General features: G+C 71.1%; 29 protein-coding genes, 2 tRNA genes and 1 pseudogene. 14 read left to right on the top strand and 18 right to left on the bottom strand.

Going from position 1 to position 23,423, the window contains the following annotated elements:
• Positions 1-34: 34 nt before the first annotated feature.
• Entirely contained in the window at positions 35-823 is a 789-nt protein-coding gene (locus FHX44_RS08770) for an IclR family transcriptional regulator (protein WP_147255027.1), read from the bottom strand.
• 82 nt (positions 824-905) lie between these two features.
• Here FHX44_RS08770 and FHX44_RS08775 point away from each other — a divergent pair, with 82 nt between their 5' ends.
• On the top strand, positions 906-1,310 hold the full coding sequence (locus tag FHX44_RS08775) for a DoxX family protein (RefSeq protein WP_147255028.1): 405 nt from the start codon (positions 906-908) through the stop codon (positions 1,308-1,310).
• Between the two features lie 68 nt (positions 1,311-1,378).
• Here FHX44_RS08775 and FHX44_RS08780 read toward each other — a convergent pair whose 3' ends face one another.
• The 3 genes from FHX44_RS08780 to FHX44_RS08790 form a co-directional block, all read right to left on the bottom strand.
• A complete protein-coding gene (locus FHX44_RS08780) occupies positions 1,379-1,696 on the bottom strand; it encodes a hypothetical protein (RefSeq protein ID WP_147255029.1) in 318 nt (105 codons plus the stop codon).
• 263 nt (positions 1,697-1,959) lie between these two features.
• The gene (locus tag FHX44_RS08785) at positions 1,960-3,180 is read right to left on the bottom strand and encodes an RNA polymerase sigma factor (protein ID WP_147255030.1); all 1,221 of its coding nucleotides are present in this window, start codon (positions 3,178-3,180) and stop codon (positions 1,960-1,962) included.
• A 6-nt stretch (positions 3,181-3,186) separates the two neighbouring features.
• Positions 3,187-3,537 (bottom strand): YciI family protein, encoded by a 351-nt coding sequence (locus FHX44_RS08790; RefSeq protein ID WP_147255031.1) that lies wholly within the window; start codon positions 3,535-3,537, stop codon positions 3,187-3,189.
• A 93-nt stretch (positions 3,538-3,630) separates the two neighbouring features.
• Here FHX44_RS08790 and FHX44_RS08795 point away from each other — a divergent pair, with 93 nt between their 5' ends.
• From FHX44_RS08795 to FHX44_RS08810, 4 genes are all read left to right on the top strand, one after another.
• Entirely contained in the window at positions 3,631-4,275 is a 645-nt protein-coding gene (locus FHX44_RS08795; RefSeq protein ID WP_147255032.1) for a class I SAM-dependent DNA methyltransferase, read from the top strand.
• 275 nt (positions 4,276-4,550) lie between these two features.
• Positions 4,551-5,318: an oxidoreductase gene (locus FHX44_RS08800; protein ID WP_147255033.1), complete on the top strand. Its 768-nt coding sequence runs from the start codon at positions 4,551-4,553 to the stop codon at positions 5,316-5,318.
• A 13-nt stretch (positions 5,319-5,331) separates the two neighbouring features.
• The gene (locus FHX44_RS08805) at positions 5,332-6,069 is read left to right on the top strand and encodes an SDR family oxidoreductase (RefSeq protein ID WP_425469121.1); all 738 of its coding nucleotides are present in this window, start codon (positions 5,332-5,334) and stop codon (positions 6,067-6,069) included.
• Positions 6,070-6,080: 11 nt separating this feature from the next.
• Positions 6,081-7,124 carry an MDR family NADP-dependent oxidoreductase gene (locus FHX44_RS08810; protein ID WP_147255035.1) on the top strand — a complete coding sequence of 348 codons (1,044 nt, stop codon included), beginning with the start codon at positions 6,081-6,083 and terminating at the stop codon, positions 7,122-7,124.
• Here the strand turns inward: FHX44_RS08810 and FHX44_RS08815 are convergent.
• From FHX44_RS08815 to FHX44_RS08835, 5 genes are all read right to left on the bottom strand, one after another.
• A complete protein-coding gene (locus FHX44_RS08815) occupies positions 7,110-8,009 on the bottom strand; it encodes a LysR family transcriptional regulator (protein ID WP_147255036.1) in 900 nt (299 codons plus the stop codon). The genes FHX44_RS08810 and FHX44_RS08815 overlap by 15 nt on opposite strands.
• Before the next feature lie 63 nt (positions 8,010-8,072).
• Positions 8,073-9,275, bottom strand: a complete 1,203-nt coding sequence (locus FHX44_RS08820; RefSeq protein WP_147255037.1) for a glycosyltransferase — start codon at positions 9,273-9,275, stop codon at positions 8,073-8,075.
• 228 nt (positions 9,276-9,503) lie between these two features.
• Complete coding sequence (locus FHX44_RS08825) at positions 9,504-10,208, bottom strand: Clp protease N-terminal domain-containing protein (protein WP_147255038.1); 705 nt, start codon at positions 10,206-10,208, stop codon at positions 9,504-9,506.
• A gap of 143 nt (positions 10,209-10,351) precedes the next feature.
• Positions 10,352-10,885, bottom strand: a complete 534-nt coding sequence (locus tag FHX44_RS08830) for a hypothetical protein (RefSeq protein WP_147255039.1) — start codon at positions 10,883-10,885, stop codon at positions 10,352-10,354.
• Positions 10,886-10,908: 23 nt separating this feature from the next.
• Positions 10,909-11,835, bottom strand: a complete 927-nt coding sequence (locus tag FHX44_RS08835; RefSeq protein ID WP_147255040.1) for an NADP-dependent oxidoreductase — start codon at positions 11,833-11,835, stop codon at positions 10,909-10,911.
• Positions 11,836-12,693: 858 nt separating this feature from the next.
• Here FHX44_RS08835 and FHX44_RS08840 point away from each other — a divergent pair.
• Positions 12,694-13,785, top strand: coding sequence for a M23 family metallopeptidase (locus FHX44_RS08840; RefSeq protein ID WP_170308842.1), 1,092 nt, complete (start codon positions 12,694-12,696; stop codon positions 13,783-13,785).
• A 108-nt stretch (positions 13,786-13,893) separates the two neighbouring features.
• On the opposite strand, the gene FHX44_RS08845 is transcribed toward FHX44_RS08840, so the two are convergent.
• Positions 13,894-15,069, bottom strand: a complete 1,176-nt coding sequence (locus FHX44_RS08845) for an epoxide hydrolase family protein (protein ID WP_147255042.1) — start codon at positions 15,067-15,069, stop codon at positions 13,894-13,896.
• Positions 15,070-15,273: 204 nt separating this feature from the next.
• Complete coding sequence (locus FHX44_RS08850; RefSeq protein ID WP_246170273.1) at positions 15,274-15,504, bottom strand: hypothetical protein; 231 nt, start codon at positions 15,502-15,504, stop codon at positions 15,274-15,276.
• Between the two features lie 106 nt (positions 15,505-15,610).
• On the opposite strand from FHX44_RS08850, the gene FHX44_RS08855 reads away from it, so the two are divergent.
• Both FHX44_RS08855 and FHX44_RS43155 read left to right on the top strand, forming a co-directional pair.
• Positions 15,611-16,198, top strand: coding sequence for a CGNR zinc finger domain-containing protein (locus tag FHX44_RS08855; protein ID WP_147255043.1), 588 nt, complete (start codon positions 15,611-15,613; stop codon positions 16,196-16,198).
• Positions 16,199-16,298: 100 nt separating this feature from the next.
• Positions 16,299-16,501, top strand: a pseudogene (locus FHX44_RS43155) (DUF5131 family protein); the annotation flags it as partial.
• A gap of 58 nt (positions 16,502-16,559) precedes the next feature.
• Here the strand turns inward: FHX44_RS43155 and FHX44_RS43805 are convergent.
• Positions 16,560-16,682 carry a hypothetical protein gene (locus FHX44_RS43805; RefSeq protein ID WP_281287971.1) on the bottom strand — a complete coding sequence of 41 codons (123 nt, stop codon included), beginning with the start codon at positions 16,680-16,682 and terminating at the stop codon, positions 16,560-16,562.
• A gap of 81 nt (positions 16,683-16,763) precedes the next feature.
• Positions 16,764-16,837 (bottom strand) — tRNA-Gly (locus FHX44_RS08865).
• A gap of 93 nt (positions 16,838-16,930) precedes the next feature.
• Between FHX44_RS08865 and FHX44_RS08870 the strand changes: the two genes are divergently transcribed.
• Positions 16,931-17,007: transfer RNA gene (locus FHX44_RS08870), tRNA-Pro, on the top strand.
• A 40-nt stretch (positions 17,008-17,047) separates the two neighbouring features.
• Here the strand turns inward: FHX44_RS08870 and FHX44_RS08875 are convergent.
• Positions 17,048-17,584: a putative immunity protein gene (locus FHX44_RS08875; protein WP_147255044.1), complete on the bottom strand. Its 537-nt coding sequence runs from the start codon at positions 17,582-17,584 to the stop codon at positions 17,048-17,050.
• Between the two features lie 62 nt (positions 17,585-17,646).
• Between FHX44_RS08875 and FHX44_RS08880 the strand changes: the two genes are divergently transcribed.
• A complete protein-coding gene (locus tag FHX44_RS08880; RefSeq protein WP_147255045.1) occupies positions 17,647-17,973 on the top strand; it encodes a DUF1905 domain-containing protein in 327 nt (108 codons plus the stop codon).
• On the opposite strand, the gene FHX44_RS08885 is transcribed toward FHX44_RS08880, so the two are convergent.
• Positions 17,974-18,978 carry a methyltransferase gene (locus tag FHX44_RS08885; protein ID WP_425469122.1) on the bottom strand — a complete coding sequence of 335 codons (1,005 nt, stop codon included), beginning with the start codon at positions 18,976-18,978 and terminating at the stop codon, positions 17,974-17,976.
• Positions 18,979-19,158: 180 nt separating this feature from the next.
• Between FHX44_RS08885 and FHX44_RS08890 the strand changes: the two genes are divergently transcribed.
• Genes FHX44_RS08890 through FHX44_RS08900 form a run of 3 tightly spaced genes read left to right on the top strand, consistent with a single transcriptional unit; the run spans position 19,159 to position 21,115 of the window.
• On the top strand, positions 19,159-19,557 hold the full coding sequence (locus FHX44_RS08890) for a cupin domain-containing protein (protein WP_147255046.1): 399 nt from the start codon (positions 19,159-19,161) through the stop codon (positions 19,555-19,557).
• 29 nt (positions 19,558-19,586) lie between these two features.
• Positions 19,587-20,462, top strand: a complete 876-nt coding sequence (locus tag FHX44_RS08895; protein ID WP_147255047.1) for an alpha/beta fold hydrolase — start codon at positions 19,587-19,589, stop codon at positions 20,460-20,462.
• A complete protein-coding gene (locus FHX44_RS08900) occupies positions 20,462-21,115 on the top strand; it encodes an RraA family protein (RefSeq protein WP_147255048.1) in 654 nt (217 codons plus the stop codon). The genes FHX44_RS08895 and FHX44_RS08900 overlap by 1 nt, the downstream gene beginning before the upstream one ends.
• 89 nt (positions 21,116-21,204) lie before the next feature.
• On the opposite strand, the gene FHX44_RS08905 is transcribed toward FHX44_RS08900, so the two are convergent.
• From FHX44_RS08905 to FHX44_RS08915, 3 genes are read right to left on the bottom strand one after another with little or no spacing between them, the layout of a single operon-like run.
• A complete protein-coding gene (locus FHX44_RS08905) occupies positions 21,205-21,549 on the bottom strand; it encodes a VOC family protein (protein ID WP_147255049.1) in 345 nt (114 codons plus the stop codon).
• Positions 21,546-22,265 (bottom strand): Mut7-C RNAse domain-containing protein, encoded by a 720-nt coding sequence (locus FHX44_RS08910; protein ID WP_147255050.1) that lies wholly within the window; start codon positions 22,263-22,265, stop codon positions 21,546-21,548. Before FHX44_RS08910 ends, FHX44_RS08905 begins: the two co-directional genes overlap by 4 nt.
• A gap of 2 nt (positions 22,266-22,267) precedes the next feature.
• Positions 22,268-22,867, bottom strand: coding sequence for a TetR/AcrR family transcriptional regulator (locus FHX44_RS08915; RefSeq protein ID WP_147255051.1), 600 nt, complete (start codon positions 22,865-22,867; stop codon positions 22,268-22,270).
• A gap of 41 nt (positions 22,868-22,908) precedes the next feature.
• Here FHX44_RS08915 and FHX44_RS08920 point away from each other — a divergent pair, with 41 nt between their 5' ends.
• Entirely contained in the window at positions 22,909-23,421 is a 513-nt protein-coding gene (locus tag FHX44_RS08920) for a PH domain-containing protein (RefSeq protein WP_147255052.1), read from the top strand.
• The last annotated feature ends 2 nt before the right edge of the window (positions 23,422-23,423 follow it).

Here is a 23,423-nt window from a genome sequence, read left to right on the forward strand (position 1 = left end):
GGGCCGGGAGTATCTGCACCCCTCGCGGCCCGTGTCAGGAGTTCCTCGCACTGAGCGGAACATCCACCCCGGGGATGAGGGCGCGGCCCACGGCCGCTGCCGTCAGCCGCACTGCCGGCACCAGGGGTTGCAGGTTCTCGGTGCTGCTGGGGACCACCACGGACACGCTGGCCACCACGTCGCCCGACGGGCCGATGATCGGCGCGGCGACCGAGGCCGCGCCGTCGGTCATCTCGTCGCGGGAGAGGCAGTAGCCGGCCCGGCGCACCTCGGCGAGGGCGACGGCCAGCTCGTGCGGGTCGGTGATGGTGCCCGCCGCCATGCGGGGCAGCCCGCGCGCCACCACCTCGGCGACGAACGCGGGTGGCGCGTACGCGAGCAGCACCTTTCCCGGGCCGCTGGCGTGGGCGGGCATGCGGCGGCCCACCCGGGACCGCACGGTCACCTCCGCGTGCCCTGGCAGCCGTTCGAGGAACAGCGCCTGGTGGCCGTCGAGCACGACGAGGTGCACCACCTGGCCCGTGACGGCGCCGAGGTCCTGCAGGAACGGGAGCGCGGCGTCGCGCAGGTCCCGGGCCAACGGCGCGAGGGCGCCGATCTGCCACAGCCGGATACCGATCCGGTACCGCCCGCGCCCGGGGCGTTCCAGCGCGCCCCAGGCCACGAGCTCGGCGACGAGCCGGTGCACGGTGGCGGCGGCGAGCCCGGTGGCGGCCACGATCTGCCCGAGCGTCTGCTCCGGGCGCTCGTCGGAGAACGAGCCCAGCACCGCGAGTGCCCGGTCGAGCACCGACCTGCCCGGCTCGGAGGCCCCACCCGCCACGGCCGCACCCCCGAGCGATGAGTTCTGACGTGGCCCCAGGTCCTACCCCTGACAGCACGAACGCGCCACCCCGGAGGACCCGATGACCACCGTCGCCCAGACCCGCTCCAGCGCCGCCCACCGCGCACTGTGGGTCCTGCAGATCCTGTTGGGAGTCTTCTTCGTCGTCGCGTCGGCGGCACCCAAGTTCTGGGGTGACCCGTACGCCGTGCAGATCTTCACCGAGATCGGCGCCGGGCAGTGGCTCCGGTACTTCGTCGGCGCCGTCGAGCTCGCCGGTGGCATCGGCCTGATGGTGCCACGCCTGGCCGGACCCGCGGCCGTCGGCCTGATGGCCCTGATGATCGGGGCGGCCTACACCCAGGCGGTGGTGCTGGGCGAACCGGTGATGGTCACGACGCCCGCCATCATCTTCGTGCTCGCCGCCGTCATCGCGTGGGGCCGGCGCGCCTCGATCGCGGATCGGCTCCCGACCCGCGGCCACTGATCCGGACGAGGAATCGAGAAACGGCACCCCGGGTCGGGTGCCGTTTCTCGTGTTCTTCCATCGACCGGTCAGCGTTTCGCCGTCGTCTCACACGTGATCGGGGCGTCGGCGACGTTCGGGTCCGACGAGCCGCTGCCGAGGATGCCGAGCACGTTGCCCAGTCCGAGCACGGCGGTGACGTCCGGACAGACGTTCACGCCGTTCAACAGGTTGAGGTCACCGAGGTTGACCAGGCCGTCCTGTGGCGCGTCGTCGCCGGTGATGACCTGTTCCGCATCGTCCCCGCGGTCCTCGCCCTCCGGCGATGGGCCCGCGTGGGCCATCGGAGCGAGCGCCAGCACGGCCGCCAGGCTCGCGGATACGACGATTCCTGCTTTCTTCCACACGTTCGTCTCCTGAATGGGTGAACACTGTGCGGTCGCAACTGACAGACAGAAAACTAACCTCGCGCCCACCGCCACTACCACGGCTGTCCCACCATCGTGTGCCCGAGCGCAAAAGGCACGTTTAGGCCCTGATCGGCGGGGAAGCGAGCCACCCTTCGTGATCACCTTCCGCGGTTCCCCCGGGAAGGCTGCGGATCTTCGTCACGTTCCGTGGCGACGTGTGCACGCCCCGCGCGGGCGACCGGCACGGCGCGCCCGGGTGATCATCGGCGCCCGAGCTCGGACCGCCTCCGTTCCAGGAAGGCGCGTTCGGCGGCGTTGCCGGCCCGGTCGATCGCGGCGGCGTAGGCCGCGCCGGCTTCGGCGTCCCGGCCGAGCCGCCGCAGCAGGTCCGCCCGCACGGCGTGGAACACCTGGTAGCCGCCGAGGTCCAGCGCGTCGACCAGCTGCAGGCCTGCCGCAGGCCCGTCGACCTCGGCGACGGCGACGGCCCGGTTCAGCGCCACCACCGGGCTCGGCGCCACCGCGAGCAGCTGGTCGTAGAGCGCCACGATCTGGCGCCAGTCCGTCGCCTGCGCCGTGGGTGCGTCGCTGTGCACGGCCTGGACGGCCGCCTGGATCTGGTACGGGCCCGGCCGCCCGCGGCGCAGGCACCGCCGGACCAGCGCCTGCCCCTCGGCCACGAGCGCGCGGTCCCACAGCCCGCGGTCCTGGTCGGCGAGCAGCACGAGATCGCCGTCCGGCGTCGTGCGGGCGGGCCGCCGGGACTCGACGAGCAGCATCAACGCGAGCAGGCCGACGGCCTCGGGTTCGTCCGGCATCAGCTCGACCAGCAACCGGCCGAGCCGGATCGCCTCCGCGCAGAGGTCCTCGCGGACGAGCCGCTCACCCTCACTCGCCGTGTACCCCTCGTTGAACACGAGGTAGACGACGGCGAGCACCGCGCGCAGCCGGTCCGGCAGCTCGGCCTCGTCCGGCACGCGGTACGGGATCCCGGCCTTGCGGATCTTGCCCTTCGCCCGGACGATCCGCTGCGCCATCGTCGGCTCCGGCACCAGGAACGCACGGGCGATCTCGGCGGTGGTCAGGCCGCCGAGCAGCCGCAGCGTCAGCGCGACCTGGGCGGCCGTCGCCAGGGCGGGGTGGCAGCAGGTGAAGATCAACCGCAAGCGGTCGTCGCGCACGGCGAGCTCCTCGTCGGGTTCGTCGGCACCGGCGTGGAGCAGTGCGGCCTGCGCGTGCCGGTCCGCGCGGGAGGCCTCGCGGCGGAGGCGGTCGACCGCCCGGTTGCGGGCGGTGGTGATGATCCAGCCGGCCGGGCTCGGGGGCAGGCCGCTCTGCGGCCAGCGCTCCACCGCGGTCGTGAAGGCGTCCTGGACCGCCTCCTCGGCGACGTCGATGTCGCCGAAGACGCGGGTCAGGACGGCCACGGCCCGCCCGTACTCCCGGGTGAAGACACCCTCGATCTCGGCGGTGGACAGCACGGCCCGTCAGCAGCTCCCGACGTGCAGCGGCCGCACCTCGATCGGGAGCGTCAGCGCGCGGGCGACCTTGCGCCCCCACGCGAGCGCGGCGTCGAGGTCGGGTGCCTCGATGATCGTGAAGCCGCCGAGGTGCTCCTTGCCCTCGGCGAACGGGCCGTCCGTGACCAGCACCTCCCCCTCCTGCGCGCGCAGCACCGTGGCAGTGCTCGGATCGTGCAGACCGGCGGCGAACACCCACGCGCCGGCCGCACGCATCTCCTGGTTCACCGCATCCAGGTCCCGCATGATCGGCTCGAGGATCTCGGGAGGCGGCGGGTCGCCTGCGGGCTGGTAGATGCCGAGCATGTATCGGGCCATCGTGTCTCCTCCTCCTGTGGTTCATCCTCCATACGAACGGCGACGCGCCGGATCGACAGATCCTGTCGGACTTCCTCGCTACGGTCCGCCCCCGTGACCGAGCCTGCCTTCCTCACCTCCACCCGTGCGTCCTACGACGCCGTCGCGACCGACGCTGCCGAGCGCTGGAAGGACGAACTGGCGGGCCGGCCGCTGGACCGGGCAGTCCTCGCCACGTTCGCCGAGCTCGTGCTCACCGCGGGCGGCGGGCCGGTCGCCGACATCGGGTGCGGCACCGGCCGCGTCACCGGCCACCTGCACGGCCTCGGGGTCGACGTCTTCGGGATCGACCTGTCCCCGGGGATGCTGGCGATCGCCCGCCGCGACCACCCGGGGCTGCGTTTCGATGTCGGCTCCATGACCGACCTCGACGTGCCGGACGCCGCGCTCGCCGGCCTCATGGCGTACTACTCGACGATCCACATCCCCGACGACCTGCTGCCACAGGTGTTCGCCGAGTTCCACCGCGTGCTGGCGCCGGGCGGCCACGCGCTGCTCGCGTTCCAGGTCGGCGACGAGCCGCTGCGGATGTCCGAGGCGTGGGGCCACGAGATCGCGCTGGTGTTCCACCGCCGCCGCCCCGAGCCCGTCAGCGCGCTGCTCGCCGACGCCGGGCTGCCCGTCCACGCCCACGCCGTGCGCGAGCCCGACCCGGGCGAGCGCACCGCGCACGCCTACCTGCTGGCCCGCAAGGTCTAGCCGGCGGCGTGTCATAGCCGCCGCACGCCCTCGGCGAACGAGCGATCCCGAGCGGCCGGGCCGCCGTTTTCGGTGCCGTCATCGCCCTACCACCGGGGCGTCATAGGAACTCCCTATGGCGCCTGCTGACATTTCGTCTTTGCCTCTCGATCCTTTCCGGACGTACCGTGAAACAGCTCGAACGAGGCACCCATCGCGACTTCTCCGAAGATTCGCGCTGCGCACGCCACCTCTTTCGTCGAGCGAACTAGGACACGATCGAGAGGACCTGCGGCATGACCGCGATCGGAAACGGATCGGGAACGCAAGAACTCAAGGGAAAGCGGGCCCTGGTCACGGGTGGTTCTCGCGGAATCGGAGCGGCCATAGTGCGCCAGCTGCTGGACGCGGGCGCCGAGGTGCTCACGACCGCCAGGTCGGCGACGAGCACGGTGCCCGAGGGGGCCGCCTTCGTGGAGGCCGACGTGCGAACACGGGCCGGAGCGGAGACGCTCGCCGCTGCCGCGCAGGAGGTGCTCGGCGGGGTGGACGTCCTGGTCCACAACGTGGGTGGGGCGCGACCGCACAAGGCCGCTCTGGCCATTCCCGACGAGGAGTGGCAGGACGCGCTGGACCTCAACTTCCTGTCGTCGGTGCGGCTGGACTCGCTGCTGGCACCGGGGATGCGGGAACGGCGTTCGGGGGCGATCGTGCACGTGTCCACGGCCGCGGTCGTCCCCCCGGCACCACCGTTCCTGCACTACCAGGCGGCGAAGGTGGCGCTGGAGAACTACAGCCGGGGGCTGGCCGCTGAGCTGGCCCCGTTCGGGGTCCGGGTCAACACCGTGAGCCCTGGCAGGACCGCCACGCCCGGCGGCGAGGCGACGCGGGAGTACTGGGCGAGCCTGGACCTGGGGCCGGGCGCGGTCGGCACCCCTCCGCTTGGGCGCGACGGTCAGCCCGACGACATCGCCCACGCGGTGCTGTTCCTCGTGTCCGACCGGGCGAGCTGGCTGACCGGGCAGGTTCTCGGCGTCGACGGCGGCGAATACCCCCGGGGTTGACAGGAGCATGGACATGTACAGCGACAAGAACGCAGTGATCACGGGCGGCGGCTCCGGTATGGGGTTCGCGTTGGCGAAGCTCCTGGTGGACGGCGGAGCCCGGGTCGTGATCACCGGCCGATCGCAGGCCACGCTCGACGCCGCACGGGAGCAGCTCGGCACGAACGCGGTGGCCGTCCGGGGCGATGTCGCCTCACTGTCCGACCTGGATGCCCTGGCCGACCGGGTGAAGGGCGAACTGGGCACGATCGAGGCCCTGTTCGTCAACGCCGGCATCGCAGGCACCACCCCCTTCGAGACGATCACCGAGCAGGTGTACGACGAGATGTTCGCGATCAACGTCAAGGGCGCCCTCTTCACCGTGCAGAAGCTCGCCCCGCTGTTGAGCACGGGCGCAGGCGTCGTCCTCACCACCTCGGCCGCGAACGCCATCGGCATGCGGGACGCCAGCGTCTACGCGGCAGGAAAGGCAGCACTGCGCTCGATGGCCCGCAACTTCTCCCGCGAACTGCTTCCGCGCGGAATCCGGGTCAATGCGATCAGCCCCGGGCCCATCGACACGGGGATCCTGGAGAAGATGATGAGCGAGGAGGCCGCCGAGCAGTTCAAGGCGCAGGTGGTCGCGGACAATCCCATGCAGCGTTTCGGCACCCTCGACGAGTTCGCCAGGGCGGCCGCATTCCTCGCCTTCGACGCCACGTACACCACCGGTGCGGAGTTCGCCGTCGACGGCGGCCGCACGCAGCTCTGAGAGGCCTCATCATGACCGTCCAGGGCCCATCCGCCGTCGTCCTGCGGGCGCACCGCACGGACCTGGCCCAGCCGCCCAGCTCGGTGCTCGAGGTGGTCACGCTCCCTCCGCAGGAGCCGGCTGCCGGTCAGGTCCGGGTGCGGAACCTGTTCCAGCAGGTGATCGCAGCCAGCGGTGACCTGATGTTCGCGACCAGCCAGATCCCGGTGCCCGTCTTCCGGGTCGGCGAGCCGATCCACGGCCCCGCCATCGGCAGGGTCGTCGAGTCACGCGCCGACGACCTGCCGGTCGGAACCGTCGTGCTGCACACGTCCGGCTGGCGGGAGGAGAGCATCCTGGAGCCTGGCGAGGCGTTCCCCGTGCCCGACGGCGTCTTCCCCGGACCGGAGTACCTGCTCAACCAGGGCGTGCCCGCCTACCACGGCATCGTGGACATCGCCGGCGTGGGCGAGGGCGATGTCGTCCTCGTCAGCGGCGCGGCCGGCGGCGTCGGGTCGATGGCCGCACAGATCGCCAATGCACGTGGCGCCGCGTCCGTCATCGGCATCGCCGGCGGGCCCGAGAAGGCCCGCTACCTCGTCGACGAGCTCGGCCTCGACGCCGCCATCGACCACCGGGGCGACGACCTCGACGAGCGGCTCACCGAGCTCGCCCCCGACGGCATCACCGTCTTCTTCGACACCATCGGCGGCGCTCAGTTCGAGGCAGCGCTGCGGCACGCGGCGCCCGGTGCCCGCTTCGCGCTGTGCGGCACCCTCGCCGGACAGATCGGCGGCGACGGCGGGCACCCCCGCCTCGACCTCATGACCGCGATCGCCCGGGAGGTGCAGATCCGCCCCTTCAGCACCAGGCACACGCCCGAGCAGATCGAGGCCTGGAGCTCCCACTACGCCCAGTGGTACGCCGACGGCCGGATCAGGTTCGCGCGCACGCTCCTCGACGGCACCCTCCAGCGCGCCGTCACCGCCCAGGACGAGCTCCTCGCCGGCGTGCACCGCGGCAACGTCGTCGTGCGGCTCGCCGGGTCGGCAGGCCACACGTCAGGACACGAGTGAGATGGGGGCGGCGGCGTTGTACCAGCTCTCCTGACGCAGGAGTTCGAGCAGGGCCGTCTCCGCCGGGCCCGCGTGTTGCCGGACCACGGCGATGACGGGCTGGGACACGACCGGGAACACCGGGCGCACGAGGTGCTCGTAACCGTGGGGCACCGCGGAGGCCGGGACGAGCGCCACCCCCAGCCCGTCGGCGGCCCAGCGCACGGCCGTGGCCGTCTGCGACACGCGGGCGGCCGTGATCGGGGCCGGGTCGTGATCCCGCAGCGCGTACAGCAGCACGGCGTCGAGCCCGCTGTCGCGGTCGAACCTGACCCACGGCTCCCCCGCCAGCGCGCGCAGCTCGACCCGGTCCGCGGCGAGCTGCGGGTGCCCGGCGCCCAGCACCACGACGAACTCCTCGTCGCCGAGGCGGTGGGCGTCGGCGGGGCTCCGCTCGCACTTGGCCATCAGCGTGAGGTCCAGCACCCCCCGGCGGCACAGCCGGTCCATCTCGGCGGAGCTCGGCTCCTCGAAGACGGTGACCTCCACCCGCGGGAAGCGGCGGCGCAGCGCGCTCAGCGCGCCCGGCAGCTGCCGCGTGCCGAAGCCCAGCTGCGCCGCGACCACCAGCTCGCCCACCAGGTCGTCGGCACCGGCCCGCGCCGTCGCCCTCGCCCGCCGCGCCGCCCGCACCGCGACCTCCGCCTCCCGCAGGAACGCGCGGCCGGCCACGGTGGGCACCAGCCCGGTCGGAGTGCGGGCGAACAGCTTCACGCCGAGTTCCCGCTCGAGATTGCGGATCTGCTGGGACATCGACGGTTGAGCGACGCGCAGCAGCTCCGCCGCCGCCGTCACCGAGCCCTGCTCGGCAACGGCCAAGGCGTACTCGAACTGACGAAGGCTCATCGACTCCCGTCCCTCCCTGCGGCAGACCGCCGTCCACCCCGTTCCAACGGATCGGAGCGCTGGTCATTCCGGCACCTGGCCGATCAGGTCGATGAGCTTCCTCGCCGCCACCGACGCACCGTCGGTACGGATGGTGCTGCTCACTTCTTCGGCCCGAGCACCGGTGTCAGCGCGGAGAGCGAGTCCGAGCGCGGTGGACAGGGATTCGACGGCCGGCGTCGGACCGTCGTGAGCCGCACCGATGCCCAGCGCGGCCACGCGCTGCGCCCAGTACGGCTGATCCACGATCTGCGGCACGATCACCTGCGGTGCCCCCGCCAGCGCGGCCGCCGTCGTCGTGCCGGCGCCGCCGTGGTGCACGACCGCTGCCACGCGCCGGAACAGCTCGCGGTGGTTCGCCTCACGGACGGCGAAGCAGTCGTCCTTCTCGTCGATCAACGCCAGGTCCGCCCAACCCCGGGAGACCAACGCGCGGCGGCCTTGCGCGCGGATCGCCTCGACGGCCACCGCGGCCGCGGCGGGAGCGCCGGCCATCTGCATGCTGCCGAAACCCACGTACACCGGGGGTTCGCCCGCCTCCAGGAAATCCACGAGGTCCGCGGGCAGCGGCCGGTCGTCCGGCATGATCCACGCGCCGGTCTGCACGACGTCGAACCCCAGCACGTCCTGGAGCGGCCAGAGCACCGGGTCCGCCGCGAGCCACGGCTGCGAGGTGAGGACGTGGTCTCGGACGTTGTCCACCGGCGGCAGACCGAGCGCGGCCCGGCGCGTGTTGAGCGGCTCGCGGTACAACGCGTCGACCCGCTCGGCATCGATCTTCCACAGCACCCGGAGGTCGGCCTCGCCCGGCGGGAACGGCTTCCCCGGCCGCTGCCCCGGCCGGTGGCGCAACGACGGGATCCCGAGCTGGTGGAAGCAGGCGAGCACGTAGGGGATGCCGAGGTGCTCGGCCACGGACCGCACGCCCGCGGGCATCAGGCCCGTCGCCACCACCGCGTCGCAGTCCTCGGCCGCCTTCCCCACCACATCGAAGTGCTGGGCGACCAATGCGGCAGCCACCTCCACGGGTGACGGCTTCGAGGCCACCAGCTCACGCACCGCGAAGCCCATCGGCACGAACGCGACGCCGCCCTCGGCCACCCGCCCCGCGAAGTCCGGCGGCGCGCACATCCGCACGTCGACGCCCTGTGCGCGCAGCTCGAGCGCCAGCCCCAGCAACGGCTCGACGTCCCCTCGAGACCCCCACGTCGCCAACAGGACCCGCACTACAGCACTCCCCGTTTCCCAGCTCCGGCATTCGGCCGGAATTGTGCGGCATGAATGGGGTCTTGCCGCAAGGCCGGGGGCGTGTTATATGTTGAAAACGGAAGGAGTCGGTCTCCTTCCCATTTTTCGTCTCTCGTGGGCTCAGGCGTCACTGGGCGGCGCGGAGGCGCCCGCCGAGCCGCGCCCCTCGATCGACTCGGGCCGCCCGGGGCGGCGAGCGATCGTTCGTTACGACTCGTCGCGCCCGGCGAACCGTGTGGTGATCTCGGTCTTGACCGTCTCGTGCAGCTCGTCCGACGTGAAGCCGAGGTTGCGCAGGATCTGCGCGGCCCCGCTCCCCTCGGTGCGGATCAGGCCCAGCAGCGTGTGTTCCGTGCCGACCCAGTCGTGGCCGAGGTCGGCCGACGCGCGGAGTGCCTGGTCGATGGCCTCCTTGCTCTCCGGCCGGAACGCGATGTGCCCCCGCGGCGCCTTCTTCCCGGCCGGCGGCAGCGCTTCCTCGATCGCGTCGCGGATGCGCTGCTCCGACTCGGTCTTCGCCATCAGCACCTCGTACGCCAGGCCCCGCGGTTCGCCGAGCAGGCCGAGCAGGATGTGTTCGGTGCCGATGAAGTCGTGCTTGTGCGTTCGGGCGGCCTCCTGGGCCAGCACGATGCTGTGCCGGTTCAAGTCGGTGAACCGCTCGAACGGGGCGGGCGCGTGGCGCTTCTGGGCGGCCTGCTTCGACACCCCGATGGCGTCGCCGATCTCGCTCCACGACGCGCCGGCCTGCTTGGCCTTGCCGACGTAGTGGCCGACGAGCTGGTCACCGAGGTCGGACAGGGTCTGGGCACGTAGGTGCGCCTCGCTGATGCGAGCCAGGTCGTCGGCGTCGGGGAGTTCCTCGTCGAGGCGGGCGATCAGGTCAGCGAGGCTGATGTTGAGCGGGCTCATGCGTCAACCCTAGGTTGACGATCGTCGATCGTCAACCTGAAGTTGACGACGTTCAGGGGCGCCAACCGCCGGTCCGCGCGAGCATGTGGATCTCCGAAGCGGTGGGTCCGGGCGGAACCCGGTCACCTGATGCTCGGGGTCTCTCACCGCGCGATACGCCGGGGCGCGGCGTGCTCGGTGCACGGCCAGACCTGGATTCGCCAGACGTCACCAGGTGTCGTCGAGCCCGGCCACCCGCGGTTGACGAACCCGCGCCCGACGATTCGAGCCCGGTATGCCCCCGAGGGGACGTCCAGCTGGACGTAGGTGTCGGTCGGGGACATGTAGACCAGTCCGAGATCGCCGACCGTGAGAGAGGCTTCGAACCCTTCCTCCCAGGCATCCAGGTCGTCGGGCGGCCTGCTGCTCCACTGCTCGACAGTCAGGCCCAGCGCGAAGTTGTTCTGATGCGGCGACAGGACGACCAGGATCGCGTTTCCCTGAGCGATGTTGTCCGCGTCGTTCGCAGCGTCGATCAGCTCGACGAGATCGTCGTCGTCCGTGTCGCCGGCGATCAGTGCGAACTGGCCGTAGTCCTGCCGCACCGTCAGTGCGTCGGAGCGGAGGAGCGACATCCGGTGATCATGGCGCAGTCGTGGTGATCTTGCGCAGCTCGGGCGAAGCGGGCCGGCTTCCACTTCCACGACTGCGCATCGTGAGGTCAGAGCCTCATGTCGATGACGAGCTTGCCCGACGCGTGGTGGGACTCGACGAGTGCCAGTGCTTCCCCCGCCCGCGCGAGCGGATAGGTCGCCGTGATGTTCGGATCGAGCCGCCCGGTAGCCATCAGCTCGGCAACGCGCTCGAGGCCGCTCCGGTCGAGGCGGCGACGGACGAACACGCCGCCGAGTTCGGTCACCGACAGGTCCCCGACGGAGACGAGCGCGTCCGGCTTCGCCGCCAGCGGGGCGACGCCGCGCAAGGAGTCACCCCCGACCGTGTCGACCACGGCGTCGAAGCCGTCCGGGGCGTGCGCCCGGAGCCGGTCCACGACATCGCCGGCGGTGTAGTCGACGAAGGTCGCTCCGGTCCTGGTCGCAAGATCCCGCTTGGCCGCGCTGCCGGTGCCGACAACGACCAGACCGCGGTCGCGCGCGATCTGGGCCACGGCCATTCCGACGCCACCGCCGATCCCGTTCACCAACAGCGACGCCCCAGCGGGCAACGCGAGCTGGTCGAGGACGTCGAGCGCGGTGGTGCCGGCGACGGGGATGGTCGCCGCCCAGGTCTCCGGCAGCGCGTCGGGGATGCGAGCCGTGGACTCGGCGAGCAGCAGAGTCGTCCCCACGTACGTGCCTGCACCGGTCAGAGCGAACCCGGTTACCCGGTCGCCGACGGCCAGGCCGGTCACCTCGTCACCCACCGCCAGGACGGTCCCAGCCGCCTCCATCCCCAGGACCTGGGGAAAGGGCACGTGACCGTTCAACTCGCGGACATATCCGGAACGGAGCAGGTGATCGAGCGGGTTGATTCCCGCAGCCGCGACGCGGATGAGGACCTCGGCAGGACCGGGCGACGGATCGGGCCGATCGAAGAACTCCTGGACATCGGCTGCACCGAAAGTCCGGTACCCCAGGGCTGTGCTCATTGCAGATTCCTTTCTCACCGTCCTCCGGCGCTCGGCCCGAGGACGACGGAAAGCTAATCCATGACATTGATGTCAGGTTCTAGTCGGTGTGACGCGAGGAACACCCTTGGCGTTCCGCGCGAGCCGGTCGCCGGCGTCCGGAACATCGCCTCGCCGTTCATCTGGGGGTTTGCGGCAGAGACACGTCCATCAAGCCGCTCGATCGTCGACAAGGGCCGAGGTGCTCGGTCGACCAGGACATGCCACTGGGTCGACGCAGCCAGTCGTTCGGCGACGCCGGCGGGCTGCCGCTGCCGGGCTCTGCCGGGATCGTCGGCTCGCTGCACACCGTGACGAGCGTGAGGACGGCGACGAATCGCAGCGTCTCCATCCGCATCGGGATCGCCTCATCCGACTCGGCGCTCGACCACAGAGCCCGGGGCGGGGTGGCCGAGCGTGCAGCGGCCGAGGGCGTACACCAGCGACGATGGCGAACGGCGGCCATTCGGTCGACGAAGATGCTCCGCCTCGGGGCCTCGGCGAACTGGCTGTGTGCGGGATGCTGGTCGGTCCCTTGTTGGCCGCGCGTGGCCGACCTCGGCGGCGTCGTGGGTAGATGGGCGTCGGTGGGGAGATGGTGCGCAAGGCTCCCGATCGGTACCGGTGAAGGGCACGATGATGGCCAGTCCGTGCCGGCTGATGGTGTGCATCGGATCATCTGTGCTGCTGGTCGCGGCCGGATGCTCGCCCGGTGGGGACGCGACGTCGTCGTCTGTGCCCTCGCCTCGATGTGGATCCGCTGCGCAGGCCGTTCCGACGGCCGCCCGCGACGAGATCTCGCCGCTCGTCGTCACGGGGGTGGCGCCCGATCCCATCCCGGTGAGGGGCACCGACGGCAAGTACCACGTCGCCTACGAACTCGCGGTGCTCAACGCGGCGCCCCGCGCCACCACGCTCATCAAGGTCGAGACCTTGACCGACGACGCCGCGCACCGCGTGCTGACCAGATTGCAGGGCGACGAGCTCGTGATGCGGACCTTGCGCGTGGGCTCGTACCCGCGGGAGCCCTCGCCCGTCACCTCGATTCCCGGCGGGCAGACCGCGATCCTGCTCCTCGACGACGTCTACGACGACCGCGGCGCAATTCCGCCGATCGTCACGCACCGGGTGGAGGCGAGCTTCGCGCCCCCCACCGCGGACCAGCGGGAGGTTGCCGGGGTGTATCCGGAGCAGGTGAGCCAGGTGGGCGGCTCGATCTGCCACAGCAGCCGGGCGCCGCTCGTGATCGCTCCGCCGCTTCAGGGCGACAGCTGGGTGGCGCTCAACGCCTGCTGCACGGTGTCCCCCCACCGCAGCGCGATGCTGCCGATCGGCGGACGGATCAACGGGACCGAACGGTTTGCCGTCGACTGGGTGCGATTCGACCTGTCCGCCCAGCCGCTCGTCGACGTCCGGACAGGGGTGGTGGCCACGTTCCGCGGAGACCCGACGCGCAACGAGGACTACCTGGCCTACAACCAGCCCTTGGTGGCAGTCGCGGACGCCACCGTGGTCTCCGTCGTCTCCGACGTGCCGGACCAGCCCCCGCACGTGTTCCCGACCGGGCTGCGCCTGGACCAGTACGGCGGTAACCAGATCGTCCTCGACCTCGGCGCGGGCGCCTACGCCTTCTACGCTCATCTGAAGCCGGGTTCCGCGTCCGTGCGAGCAGGCGACAGGGTGACGAAGGGGCAGCAGATCGGGAACCTGGGCAACTCGGGCAACAGCAGCGAGGCCCACCTGCACTTTCACCTGATGAACTCTCCGCTGCCGCTCACCGGAGAGAACCTCCCCTTCCAGATCGACCGCTTCGAGTTCCTTGGCACGGTCACCCTCGACGGCCTGACGACGAGCTCACCGCCCGGCCCGCGCACGAACGAGTTGCCGTTGGCCGAGAGCACCGCCAACTATCCCGTCGGACCTGCTCGATGAAACGACGATAGCGGCTGGTGGCATTTTTGGCCGAGACCCCTCGCCGCAGAGTATTCGGCGCACAGCTCAGATCTCCGGACTAATTCGAGTCCCGGCACCCAGCCGCGTTCACCGACTAGCGGCCAGCACTGCCGCGAGGCCTTCTTGCAGGTCCTTGACGAAATACTCGGGAACCTCCAGGGACGGGAAATGTCCCCCGATTTCGGGCGAGCCCCATCGGACGATCTGTCGGTACCGCTCCTGCGCCCAGGGGCGCGGACACTTCTCGATGTCGCGGGGATACATGGTGATTGCTGACGGCACGTCGACCCGAAGTTCGGGGTCCAGCGAGTTGTGGCTTTCGTAGTAGATGCGGGCCGCTGATGCGCCGGTCCGCGTCAGCCAATACAGGGTGACGTCGTCGAGAACCCTGTCTCTGGAAATCGTCTCGAACGGGCCGTCTTCGGTGTCTGACCACTCGGCGAACTTGTCGAGGATCCAGGCAAGAAGCCCGACCGGTGAGTCGACGAGCGAGTAGCCGATGGTCTGCGGTCGGCTCGCCTGCTGCTTCGCGTATGCGCCGCGGGGGCCCTCGTAGAAGTCGCGGGTTTCCTCGGTCCACTTGCGCTCGACCGCCGTCAGCCCGTCCGTTGTCAACCCGGGCGGTCCCTCCGCGAACGTTGTGTGGATGCCGAGAACGTGCGTCGCGAACCTGCCGCCGAGAACCGTGGTGATATTACCTCCCCAGTCGCCGCCGTGGGCTGCGAACTCGCTGTAGCCGAGCCTTCCCATCAGTTCCACCCATGCGGCCGCGATCTTTTCGGTTCCCCACCCGGTGGTGGCCGGCTTGTCGCTGTAACCAAAGCCTGGTAGCGATGGAACCACGACGTGGAACGCTGGTGCGTCTGCATCCTTCGGATCTGCCAGCTCGTCTACCACATCGATGAACTCGGCAATGCTGCCCGGCCAGCCGTGCGTCAGGATCAGAGGAGTGGCATCTGCGCGCGCGGATCGGCGGTGCAGGAAGTGGATTCCCAGATCATCAATGGTCGTGCGGAACTGGCCGATACGGTTGAGGCGATCTTCGAACGACCGCCAGTCGTACCCGGTGCGCCAGTAGTTCACGACATCGACGAGGTCGGCGAGAGGAACGCCCTGTTCCCATCGGCGAGGGTCGGGCGCGGCGCGATAGACCGTCTCGGCCTCCGGTAGCCGCGCCGCGGCCAATCGCGCGCGCAGATCGTCGAGGTCAGCGTCAGTTGCGTGGGCTTCGAATGCTTGCACGTCGCCGGCTGGACGGGGCATGAGACCTCCTGGCCATCGCGGAACCGGCTACGACCTCTTGTGAACCGGCTAAGGCGGTTCTAGCATGTCCTCATGCCGGCGTGCAACCAGCGAACCCCGGTCTGCGACCAGGCTCTCCGGGTGCACTGGCGGGCATGGCGGGGTGCCGGCCGGCGCTGCCGGGCTACGGGTCTCCGAGGTTCCTCGTGGGTGGACAGGGTCTGGTCAGGCGGGTTGCGAATGTCGGCGGGCATCGCGACGATCGCGGCTGCCCAGGGCCAGGCTTTCAGGTACGCGCATCCGTCGCCTGCGGGCGCCGAGGGTGAGTCGGGCTGGGACGTGGAGAAATCGGTAGCGCATGGCCTTCGGCTCGCACGCAGCCAGGACCTGCACGTCGCCGGTCAGGGCGAGCAGTCGAGTCCAGGCGACCAGGTCGGCGGCGATCTGGGTGTGCATCAACCAGGTGTTGATCGCGAACTCCCGCGACGGGAACCGACCCAGCCCCGAGTCTTTGGGTGCCGGATGCGGTCCTCGAATGGACGATCGAGGCTAAGGTGGTTCCATGCGCGCTAGGTTCCCTGATTTTCGCCTCGGTAACGTGCTAGCGACCAGCTTCACGGGGACTCTGACGGAGCGTCATGGCAACGCCGTGGAGCGCATTCCCACGCCGCAGCGGCTCGTCGACTGGCTGGCAGCGAACGGCCTAGCCGTGGACTCCTGCACCACCGCCCAGCTCGAACTCGCTCGGGAACTGAGGGAATCAATTCACGCCGCCGCGACAGCGACTGCGATCCAGGACGCTCTCCCTGCGTCGGCTATCCAAACCATCAATGACTGCAGCATTCAGGGTCGGGCCGCGGCAATCCTGACGCCCGAGGGCAATCGTCAATGGCGACTCAGCTCGGCTTCCTGCGTAGAAGATGCCCTAAGCGTAATCGCCGCCGACGCGATCAGCATCATTGCAGGCGAACGAGACGGAAAATTAGCCTTGTGTGCATCGCCGACCTGCCGAGCTGCCTTCTTCGACACCAGTCAAAGTCGCTCCCGCAAATGGTGTGACATGAACACGTGCGGGAATCGTCAGAAGAAGGCGCGTTTCAACGCCAACCAACGCAAGAACGGGACTGCCGCACGGACGGGTGTCATCTGATCTGGCTTGCCCGGGAGGGCGGGCCTGGGAGGAGTGACTCTTGAATGGGCGTGTCGGTCGAGAACGACGACGTCGCCCACCGCGTCGGCGACTCCGGCAGGTGCCGGCTGCGGTCCGGTTCCTGTCCTGCGAGCCGCTGCTCGGACCGCTCGACGGCGTCGACCTGGACGGGATCGGCTGGGTGTCGCGGCTGGCGAGTCCGGAGCGGGTGCCCGGTCGATGGACCCGGCGTGGGTGAGGCAGCTGCGCGACGCCTGCGTGAGCAGGGGCGTGCCGTTCTTCTTCGAGCAGTGGCACCGACCGCACGCCTCCCAGCCCTGCACCGATGAGCATCCGTTGTCGTGCTGCGCTGTGGCGCTGTTCAGTCGTCAAGGGCGCCGGCACGTACGAGCCGGACGAAGGGCCGGTGGGTCTGCAACGGCGGCACCTGCTCGTCGAGGACGGCCGTGTCCGCATCGCGCAGGCGGCGATCCAGCCCAACCACGGCCGGACATTTCGGGCACGAACGGCAACGGCGGCCGTTCCACTGATCGGAAGCAACCATCGTTGTCGCTGGTAGAACCGCTGGAGCGGGCGACGGGAATCGAACCCGCGTAGCCAGTTTGGAAGACTGGGGCTCTACCATTGAGCTACGCCCGCGTACCCCCGAGGCTACCCGACCACCCGGCAGGTCTCGGAGCCACCCGGTATCCGGTGTCCCGACGTCCGGGGCGCCGCCTAGACTCCGTCCGACGGGGTGTGGCGCAGCTTGGTAGCGCACTCGCTTTGGGAGCGAGGGGCCGTGGGTTCAAATCCCGCCACCCCGACCAGGTCAGGGCCGGTCCGGAGGATCCTCCGGGCCTCCCTGTGTCACCGGAGGGACGCGTCCAGCCGACGCATCAGCTCCCCGACCCGCCCGCCGCCGCCCGGGGCTGCCGGGTAGCGCCTCAGGACGTCGACCACGACGGGGTCGGCGAGGTTCCGCGACTGCGCGATGTGCTCGGCGCCGACTGCGGGGTCCCCGGCCGCGAGCTCGAACGCTCGTGCGGCGTGCGCGGCCGATCCGAGGATGTGCTTGACCTGAGTGGCTTTGGCCAGGGGGTGGAGGAACGCCGCGCTGGCCGCGGCGAGCGCCGCGCGCGCGGCGTCGCTCGCCGCGGCCTGTCCCGCGTCGCGGGTTTCCTGGGCAGCCCGCTGTGCCGCCCACGCGCAGTCGCGGATCGCCTTGGTGCGCCTGCCCCCGTCCGCGAACGCCTGGGCGGCGTCGATCGCTGCTCGTGGGCGCGGATCGTCGGGGCGGTCCCGTTCGAAGATCTCCAGCGCCGGCCGCGCGCACGCCACCGCGTAGGCGGTGACCACCCGGAGTTCGGACAGGTCGAGCTCGACCGTTGTGGAGTCGTCCGCCACGGCGCCATCCTTCTCGCTCTCGTCGTTCTGGTCGAAGCCGGTCGAGCGGTACCGTGCCCCGCGTGGATCTGGTGTTCAGCGCCGAGTTGTTCGAGTGGCGCGGACCGGCTCCGTTCTACTGGCTGACGGTCCCCGAGGACGACTGCGCCTCCATCCGTGCCGAGGCGGCCGCGGCGTCCTACGGCTGGGGAGCGGTCCCCGTGCGTGCGCGCATCGGCGCCACCGAGTGGGAGACCTCGCTGCTGCCCAGGAACGGCGGGTACGTCCTGCCCGTCAAGAACGCCGTCCGGAGGGCGGAAGGCGTCGTCGAGGGCGACACCGTCATGGTCGGCATGAGCGTCGCTCCCCGCGACGGTCGCCAGGCGAACGGCACCGGTCCGACCTGTTGATCACGCGGACGGTGCGACGCCGAACTCCAGCACCGTCCGCCCGTCCGCCACCGGTCCTGATCCGCGGAGCACGAGTCCGCAGCCGACGGCCAGCTCGACCAGCTCGTCTACCGTCCGTTCCCGGCCGCCGAAGCACATCAGCATGAACAAGTCCATCGCGGTACCCGCCGCCCCCGCGCTCTCGATCACCACGACGGTGCCGTCCGGTGCAGCGGCGCGGCGGCACCCGGCCAGGATCGTGCGGGCGTGCTCGTCGTCCCAGTCGTGCAGGATGTCGGACAGGAGGTAGGCGTCGGCCCCCGTCGGCAGGGGGTCGAAGAAGCTGCCGGGAACCGCGGCGGCCCGGTCACCGACCCCCGCTCGCGCGAACCTGTCGGCGGCAGCGGCAGCCGTCGGATGCAGGTCCAGGACCCGTCCGCGAAGGCCGGGATGGGCGTGCAGGATCGCGGCGAGCACCAACCCGTCGCCCCCGCCGACGTCGAGCACCTCGGAGAAGCGGCTCCAGCCGAAGCGTTCGGCGATCTGCGTCGCCTGCACCTGGAATCGCCAGTTCATCTGGGCGTCGAACGAGCGCCGCAGCTCCGGCCGCGCGTCGAGGTCCGCCCAGAAGTCGCGCCCGTACCGCCGCACGTAGCCGGGAATGCCTGTGGTGACCGTCCCGAGCAGTTCGACGAAGCCGAGCTCGGCACGCCCCCCAGCGGCGTTGATGTCGAGCAGGGGTTTGATCCCTTCCGGGGCGTCGTCGCCCATCTGGGCGCCGAGCTTCGTGGGTCGGTAGGCACCGGAATCCGGATCGCGGTCGAAGACGCCGATCGTGACCAGGTGATCGAGCAGGCACCGCATGGCGGGGGCCGCGGTTCCCGTCTCGGAGGCGAGCCGCTCCGCCGTTGCCCCTTCGCCACCCGCGAGCTCCACCAGGCCGAGCGTCGCTGCCACCCGGATGGACATGGGAGTGGCCAGATCGGCCATGGCTCTGATCGACGGTTCGACCCTCGGGTGATCCACCGTGCGGAATCTATCCTGCCGAACCACCGGATTCCGTCGATCAACCGGGAGCCCGGCCGGCAGAGCGGGAGGGGGGCCGAGCCGCCGGCCGGGCTGCCAAGGAGTGACCGAACTCGGCCGCCGCCAAACCCGAGCACGTTCGTACAAGAACGTGCGCGGCACGCCGGGGACGATCAGTGCATGACGACGACCGACCCGGTCAACCTGACCACCGCGCTCGCCTCGTTCCACGAGGTGTACAGCCCGCGGATCGTGGCGCGGATGAACGACTACGACGTGCGCATCGCCCACACCCGGGGCGAGCACGTCTGGCACGTGCACGAGGACACCGACGAGTTCTTCCTGGTCCTGGACGGCCGCTTCGACGTGGCGGTCCGGGAGGCCGACGGCACCGAGCGCACCGTCGTGCTGCACGAGGGCGACACCTTCGTCGTGCCGAAGGGCACGGAGCACAAGCCCTCCTCCCCCGGCGGGTCGATCCTGATGTTCGAGCCGACCGGAACCTCCACCACGGGCGACCGGCACGAGGGCGAGATCCCCGACCACGTCGACAGCACCACCGGCCACGACCTCCCGTGACCGGCTGATCGCCGGTACGGTCCGAGATCGTGTTCGACGGGTTCGAGCGGGTCAGGGTCGACACCGGCGAGGCGACCATCAACGCCGTGCACAGCGGCACCGGGCCACCGGTGCTGCTGCTGCACGGGTTCCCCCAGACATCGGCGATGTGGCACCAGGTGGCGCCCGCGCTGGCGCAGCGGTACACGGTCGTGGCCGCCGACCTGCGGGGATACGGCGACTCCAGCCGCCCGCCGTCCGGCGACGACCACGCGGCCTACTCGTTCCGCGCGATGGCCGCCGACCAGGTGGCGTTGATGCGCTCGCTCGGGCACGAGCGCTTCGCCGTGATCGGGCACGACCGCGGCGCCCGGGTCACGCACCGGATGGCGCTCGACGCACCGGAGGCGGTCACCCGCCTGGCCGTACTCGACATCCTGCCCACGCTGCACGTCTACAGCCACGTCGACCGCAGGCTGGCCACGGCCTACTACCACTGGTTCTTCTACATCCAGCCCTACGACGTCCCGGAACGGCTCATCGCAGGCGATCCCATCGGCTACCTGCACACCGTGTTGGGCAGGTTCGGCGGCCGGGTCGACGCGTTCGCCCCGGAGGCGGTGGCCGAGTACGAGCGCGTGTTCGCCGACCCGGACGCGCGGCACGCGATGATGGAGGACTACCGGGCAGGCGCCTCGATCGACCTGGAGCACGACCGGGCCGACGTGGGCCGCCGCGTCGAGGCGCCGCTGCTGGCGATGTGGGGCACGCGTGGTGTCGTCGGGCGCGGCCCGGACAACCCGGTCGCGGTGTGGCGCGAGCACGCCACCGACGTGACCGGTGTGGGGCTGGACGCGGGGCACTACCTCGTGGAGGAGCGGCCGGAGGAGACCGTGGCCGCGCTCGAACGGTTCATGGAGGGGTGATGGACGAGCTGGTCACGCGGCTGACGCGGCTGCAGGTCTCGTCGCTGTCGGACGCCGACAAGACGCTGCCGGTGTGCGACCCGGCGATCCGGGCGCTGCTGCCCGACGTCACCCTGGTGGGCGTCGCGTTCACCGTCCGCGCCGACGGCGACCTGCTCGGCATGATCGACGCGATCGGCCGCGCGGAGCCGGGCACCGTGCTCGTGGTGGCCACCGACGGCCGCCCGCTCGCCGCGTCCGGGGAGCTGTTCGCCACCGAGGGGCGCAGGCGCGGGCTCGCCGGGATCGTCGTCGACGGGTTCTGCCGCGACCTGCGCGGGATGCGCCGGGTGGGGCTGCCGGTGTTCGCCCGCGGCACGACGCCCGCGGCAGGCCCCGCGCTCGGGCCGGTGGTCGTGCAGGAACCGGTGACGTTCGGCGGGGTCGAGGTGCGGCCCGACGACCTCGTCGTCGGCGACGACGACGGCCTGCTCATCGCCCCGCCCGAGCGCATCGCCGCCGCAGTGGACCGGGCGGAGGAGATCGAGCGCGTCGAGGCCGAGGTGGCGGCCGCGATGCGCGACGGCCGGAGCCTGCACGAGCTCACGAACGCCCCGGAGCACCTGCGCGCGATCGCCGCGGGCGAGCCGAGCACCTTCCGGTTCCAACCCTGACGCACCCCGCCTCGGTCGACGGTCCCCGTCGACGGGGACCGCGGGCCGAAGCGGGTAGCGCGACCCGGAACGGGGTGCGTCGGCAACCGTCAACCGATGCAGAACTCGTTGCCCTCCGGATCCCGCATGACCGTCCAGCTCGTTCCGTTGCCGGAGCGGTGCTCGCCCTTCGTCGCGCCGAGGGCGACGAGCCGGTCGATCTCGGCGTCCGGATCGCGGGTCGCGAGGTCCACGTGCACCCGGTTCTTGCCCGACTTGGGCTCCGGGACCTGGAAGAAGAGCATGTGCCGGACACCGCGGGGGTCGGTGGCGCGCAGCCGCACGAAGTCGGGCCGCTCCTCGGCCACCTCGTACCCGGTGGCCCCGGCCCAGAAGGCCGCGACGCGGCGCGGATCGGTGCAGTCGAAGGTCACGTTGAACACGAACGACGTCATGACCGCCATGGTGGGCGCGTTCTGAGGGCATCCGCGACCACCGCGTCGAGCCGGCGCCCGTGCGCGCCCCGCCAGTACACGCGGCCGCAGGACGTGCAGCGGGCGAACCGCTCGTAGCAGCGGCGGGTGCCTGGTTCCAGCAGGTCGGCGACCTGCTGTTTCGGCACGTCCGCCAGCTCGCCGTTGCAGGCCGAGCAGCGCGTCCACGGGGCGAGCGGCGGCGCGAACCGGTCCAGCACGTCGGCCAGCTGCGCGTCCGCGCCGTGCCCGCGCACGTACGCGCCCGCCCACAGCGCGCGCCGCATCAGCAGGCCGCGGTCCTGGGTGAGCAGGACCCGGCGCTCCCGCCCGGCCTGATCGACGAGATGGGCGTCCTCGGCGTCGTTGCCGTACGCGGTGTCGACGCCGAGCAGGCGCAGCCTGCGGGCGAGCGATCCGAGGTGGACGTCGAGCAGGAACCCCGCACCGTCCGGCAGCGGCTGCGGGCGTGGAGGCGGCCTGAGTTCGATCACGGCGCCGTCGTGCGGCCGGTGTGACACGTCGGAGCGAGCGCCGTCGACGTCCGGCGCCGCCACCTCCGTCAGCGGGATCCCGACGGCCTGGACGACGTGCCCGAGCGACGCGCTGCCGTCGTAGGACACCACGAAGCTGGCACACCGCCGCCGCGGCGGGAGGAACAGCCACAGCGCCGGGGCCGGGCGGACCACGAGGTGCATCCCTACCGAGTGAACACCCGGTCGAGGTGGTAGTCGACCGTCGCAACGGCCTCCTCGGGCGTGCTGGCCCCGAGGACGATCCCGGTGGCCTGGGAGTCGACGAGCGCCCAGAGGATGCCTGCCTCCCGCCGCGGGTCGACGCCGGGCGCGAGTGCGCCTGCGCTGCGCGCCCGCTCCAGCTGCTCGGCGAAGAACTCGACGAGCTTCGGCCCACCCGCGGCGACCACGGCCGCCATCCGGGGCTCTGACATCGCGCGGATGAAGAACGCGATGCCGGCCAGCCACGACGCACGGCTCGGTTCATCCGTCGGGATGATCTCCACCATCACCGCCCGGACGATGTCGCGAACGGTCGGCGGCCGGCCCGTTGCACTCAGCCTCTCGACGATCCGCTGCTCGTGCCGGCGCGACTGGTGCTCGAAGGCGAAGGCGAGCATCTCGTCCTTGCTGCGGAAGTAGTGCTGCACCCGGCCCATCGAGATGCCTGCCTCGGCCGCGACGTGCCGCAGGCTCACCGACTCCAGCCCCTCGGTGGCGGCGAGGTGCAGCACCGCGTCGGCGATCTCGCGCCGGCGCGCGTCGTGATCCACCCGCCTCGGCATGGGTCCAGGTTACAATGCGACCGCATTGCAAAGGGGGAGGCATGTCCACGACGACGCAACGGCCAGGTGAGCTGCGGCTACGTCCACCTCGCAACCCCGTCGACCCGCGAGCGGTCGGCTGGTGGCGCACCACGCTCGCGCTGCTGTTCGGCACGCCGGTCGCGGTGGTGGCGGTGCTCGGGTTCCTGATCCCGCCTGCGCGGTTCTGGCTCCTGCTGCCTGCCGTGATCATCGTGGTGGTCGGGGTGCCGCTGGCGCTCGCGCTCCCGCGCTGGTGGTTCCGCCTGCACCGGTGGGAGGTCACCGACGCCGCCGTGTACACCCGCTCCGGCTACTTCTGGCAGGAGTGGCGAGTGGCGCCGATGTCGCGGATCCAGACCGTCGACACCCAGCGCGGGCCCCTCGAGCAGCGCTTCGGGCTCGCCACCGTCACCGTCACGACGGCATCGGCGAAGGGCGCCCTGAAGATCGAGGGGCTCGACCACGAGGTGGCCGCCGACCTCGCCGAACGCCTCACCGCCACCACGCAGGCCACGCCAGGGGACGCCACGTGACC

Source organism: Pseudonocardia hierapolitana (assembly GCF_007994075.1).
In the GTDB taxonomy this organism is placed as follows: domain Bacteria; phylum Actinomycetota; class Actinomycetes; order Mycobacteriales; family Pseudonocardiaceae; genus Pseudonocardia; species Pseudonocardia hierapolitana.

Excerpts from the sequence above, each read along its gene's own strand:
- FHX44_RS08775 (WP_147255028.1), top strand. The coding sequence starts at position 906 with ATGACCACCGTCGCCCAGACCCGCTCCAGCGCCGCCCACCGCGCACTG.
- FHX44_RS08790 (WP_147255031.1), bottom strand. The coding sequence starts at position 3,537 with ATGGCCCGATACATGCTCGGCATCTACCAGCCCGCAGGCGACCCGCCG.
- FHX44_RS08800 (WP_147255033.1), top strand. The coding sequence starts at position 4,551 with ATGACCGCGATCGGAAACGGATCGGGAACGCAAGAACTCAAGGGAAAG.
- FHX44_RS08805 (WP_425469121.1), top strand. The coding sequence starts at position 5,332 with ATGTACAGCGACAAGAACGCAGTGATCACGGGCGGCGGCTCCGGTATG.
- FHX44_RS08810 (WP_147255035.1), top strand. The coding sequence starts at position 6,081 with ATGACCGTCCAGGGCCCATCCGCCGTCGTCCTGCGGGCGCACCGCACG.
- FHX44_RS08815 (WP_147255036.1), bottom strand. The coding sequence starts at position 8,009 with ATGAGCCTTCGTCAGTTCGAGTACGCCTTGGCCGTTGCCGAGCAGGGC.
- FHX44_RS08825 (WP_147255038.1), bottom strand. The coding sequence starts at position 10,208 with ATGAGCCCGCTCAACATCAGCCTCGCTGACCTGATCGCCCGCCTCGAC.
- FHX44_RS08835 (WP_147255040.1), bottom strand. The coding sequence starts at position 11,835 with ATGAGCACAGCCCTGGGGTACCGGACTTTCGGTGCAGCCGATGTCCAG.
- FHX44_RS08845 (WP_147255042.1), bottom strand. The coding sequence starts at position 15,069 with ATGCCCCGTCCAGCCGGCGACGTGCAAGCATTCGAAGCCCACGCAACT.
- FHX44_RS08850 (WP_246170273.1), bottom strand. The coding sequence starts at position 15,504 with ATGCACACCCAGATCGCCGCCGACCTGGTCGCCTGGACTCGACTGCTC.
- FHX44_RS08855 (WP_147255043.1), top strand. The coding sequence starts at position 15,611 with ATGCGCGCTAGGTTCCCTGATTTTCGCCTCGGTAACGTGCTAGCGACC.
- FHX44_RS08890 (WP_147255046.1), top strand. The coding sequence starts at position 19,159 with ATGACGACGACCGACCCGGTCAACCTGACCACCGCGCTCGCCTCGTTC.
- FHX44_RS08900 (WP_147255048.1), top strand. The coding sequence starts at position 20,462 with ATGGACGAGCTGGTCACGCGGCTGACGCGGCTGCAGGTCTCGTCGCTG.
- FHX44_RS08905 (WP_147255049.1), bottom strand. The coding sequence starts at position 21,549 with ATGACGTCGTTCGTGTTCAACGTGACCTTCGACTGCACCGATCCGCGC.
- FHX44_RS08910 (WP_147255050.1), bottom strand. The coding sequence starts at position 22,265 with ATGCACCTCGTGGTCCGCCCGGCCCCGGCGCTGTGGCTGTTCCTCCCG.
- FHX44_RS08915 (WP_147255051.1), bottom strand. The coding sequence starts at position 22,867 with ATGCCGAGGCGGGTGGATCACGACGCGCGCCGGCGCGAGATCGCCGAC.
- FHX44_RS08920 (WP_147255052.1), top strand. The coding sequence starts at position 22,909 with ATGTCCACGACGACGCAACGGCCAGGTGAGCTGCGGCTACGTCCACCT.